At 56.6% G+C, this 2887-nt stretch carries 3 protein-coding genes; all 3 read left to right on the top strand.

Annotated elements, in window-relative coordinates; all coding sequences use genetic code 11:
* A partial coding sequence (locus B7R22_RS19615; protein WP_216363542.1) for a hypothetical protein occupies nt 1-204 on the top strand: 204 nt, incomplete at its 5' end.
* A gap of 1179 nt (nt 205-1383) precedes the next feature.
* A complete protein-coding gene (locus tag B7R22_RS18620; protein ID WP_116413169.1) occupies nt 1384-2247 on the top strand; it encodes a replication initiation protein in 864 nt (287 codons plus the stop codon).
* An 8-nt stretch (nt 2248-2255) separates the two neighbouring features.
* Nucleotides 2256-2510 carry a replication protein RepB gene (locus B7R22_RS18615; protein WP_116413168.1) on the top strand — a complete coding sequence of 85 codons (255 nt, stop codon included), beginning with the start codon at nt 2256-2258 and terminating at the stop codon, nt 2508-2510.
* Nucleotides 2511-2887: the final 377 nt, after the last annotated feature.

Below are 2887 nucleotides of genomic sequence, written 5' to 3'. Positions count from 1 at the left end.
CTGGAGCAGCAGGTGCACTTGCTCCAGGTGCAGATCGATTCGGAACGTCAGCTGCGCGCTGCTGCGGAACGAAACGCCGACGATCTGCGGATGTCGCTGCGGATGATTGAGGCCAGTCCTGCATCCTCGTTGCCATCTCCGACAGCAGCGATTTCCGATGAGTCGAGGCCAAAGCGTTGGTGGACTCGTCGCGCTAATCGCTAGGCCATAAAAAGTCTGAACCGATCCTGGAGCACGCCATCTATAAACGTTTCATCAAAAATTGGACACTCGTCGCTGGTACGGCTTTCGCCAAGCGAGCTTTACGAGCACACTGGCCCCTCATTGCCTACGCAATTACGTTGCCAATTTCTTGGATCGCTGGCATTTGGCATGTCAGTGCACCGCCTCAAATTCGTTCTGTATTGGGCGTGATTAATCTGGTGTCTTCACTGCTTTTCTACGTGCTAGCAATCGCCTGGCTGATATCGCTTAACTCCCTGCGAAAGTTCGTCGCGGCAAAACTAGCTGCCGACAAAATCGAGTTCACAACAAAGCCGAAAATCATTTCTCCAAGGCGCTTTTCCCAATGGTGTCTTGGACAGGGAATCTCGCGAGAACAAGCAATCCAGGCTTTGAGTGGGTTGCCTGATTTTGAACAGACTTCACCTTAAGCAGAGGGATGAGCCGATTTTTTCGAGCTTTTCGCTGCCGCGCCTCGATCTAGCTCCGGTATCTGAATGAACCACCGCCCGTCCGGCGTTGCAGCCACCTCGAGCTCATGCACTTTTCGCGTACGAGAAACGTACTTTCCCTGATGCCACTCGGTCGCTCATTACGACCCCGTCCATTGGTGGCAAACACGCTCCGCGTGTGCGGCAGCAGCCCAGCGCAGCGAACCCGAAACGGGGACCCTCCCACGGAGTCAAGCCGAGTTACCAGCGGTAAACCGACAGCTTGCTCCACGGAAAAGCGACTTAGGGTACCTAAGTCGACAGCTTGCTCCCCAACGCAATGCCGTTCCCTGGTGAGGTCACCGCAGAGGTTTCAGCAGACGTAATCGGCTATCTCTGACAACGGTTTTCGAGCTTAGGAGCGCCGTAGCATACGTGCATCCGTTGGCGAGCTCGAAAAGATGCCAGAGGTGTGCCGGACAGCGCAGCTCGAAAACGAGCCGCAAAAAATTTTGGGCTGGCTGAAACAGTCCAGGACAAGGCCACATAACAACCAGGAGCATGACGCAGCAGGCGGAGCTCAAGAAAGTAAAAAAGTTTCGCAGGGGAAGAGTCGAGAAGAAGAGTTTTAGCTCGGAGGGATCCGCGGAAGATCAGGCCCAAAATCGGAAGTATCTGATTAAGGGTGTGTCCTACTTCTCATATGAGAAACCGGCCATAGCGTTGCCGCATGACCTTCACTCCGGACTTGTGGGATGCCGCGTGGCTTCCTCGGGCTCCGCTCGCTACCGACGACCTCTCGTTAGGGGTCAGACGTGAAAACCGTCCTACGGCCCGCACACGGCGTTACGTGGAAGCTTCCCCTCGGGCGTTGCTTTCGATGTTGGTGGTCGATGTTGACCACGAGGACGCGCTGCTGAAATCGTTCTGGCGGCCCGCAGTTCACCCCGATCCGTCCTGGGTATCGATCAACCCAGAAAACGGGCATGGCCATGTGGGGTGGGTACTCGAAACACCGGTCTGCAGAACCGATAGCGCCCGCATCGAACCGATGAAGTTTGCTGCCCGAGTTGAGGCCGGCCTAACGCATGCACTCGATGGAGACGCCGGCTACGCCGGCCTGCTGACGAAGAACCCGCTACACGAGCACTGGGAAACTTTTTGGGGTCCAGAAACCCCCTACACACTTGGCCAACTGGCCGAAGGTCTCGGCGATCTCTTTCCGCGTTCACTTCCTCGGAAAGCAGCCGAGAACAGCGGCCTTGGCCGAAACGTCGCACTCTTCAACCGAGTCCGCCAGTGGGCTTACCCCGCAATCAGCCGGTACTGGACTGACCACGCCACGATCTGGGAAGAAACCACCCTGGCCTACGCACTCAACGTCAACGCCGAATTTGCCGTTCCCCTCGATCACAACGAAGTAACCCACCTCGCTCGATCCGTCGCCCGCTGGACAAGACGCAACATCACTCCAGAACAAACAGCTCGAAATCGAGCCAGCTGGGCGAGCATCGAAAACCAAACCCGACGTAGTGCTCGTGCCGCTCAAAAAAGAACTTTCAGTCGTCAGCAAGCAAGGGAGATTCTGCGTTGAGTGCCGAGATGCCCCAGCGCAGAAAGATCACTGCCAAGGAAGCTGCGGAGCGGTTAGGTTCCTCGGAAAGAACGATTCGGCGCATTGCCGCAGAACCCCGCCTCAGCTACGAGGCCGCCCGGAAAGCTCGGGGGGAACAGATCCTGCGATGGCGAGAAGACGGGCTCCTGTGGAGAGAAATTGCAGAACGGCTAAATGTTTCTATCAATGCAGCTCAGAAGGCCGGTGAGTATGCCAAAAAACGTGAACATAGCGACGGCTGAACGTCCGTCCTGGCCTATCAGCCGTGCCGCATTCGAATGTGGAGTGTCGAGAGACACAATAAAGCGGCGCCGCGCAGCGGGTGCTTTTCCGAATGCTCACCAAAACTCTCAAGGCCTCTGGCTGATACCAGTCACCGATCTCTTGGCCGAAGGTTTTGCACCAAAAATGCACCAGGGCACTGCCCCAGTGCAAGTCTCCGATGCACCAGAGCATGCCCTAGGGCAAAAAGACGATAACCGTGTACTTGCGCTGGAGCAGCAGGTGCACTTGCTCCAGGTGCAGATCGATTCGGAACGTCAGCTGCGCGCTGCTGCGGAACGAAACGCCGACGATCTGCGGATGTCGCTGCGGATGATTGAGGCCAGTCCTGCATCCT

Origin of the sequence: Subtercola boreus (assembly GCF_003399635.1) — a bacterium.
Taxonomy (GTDB): Bacteria; Actinomycetota; Actinomycetes; order Actinomycetales; family Microbacteriaceae; genus Subtercola; species Subtercola boreus_B.
The sequence above is the reverse complement of the archived record's forward strand: the minus strand, read 5'-3'. Positions and strand labels throughout refer to the sequence as shown.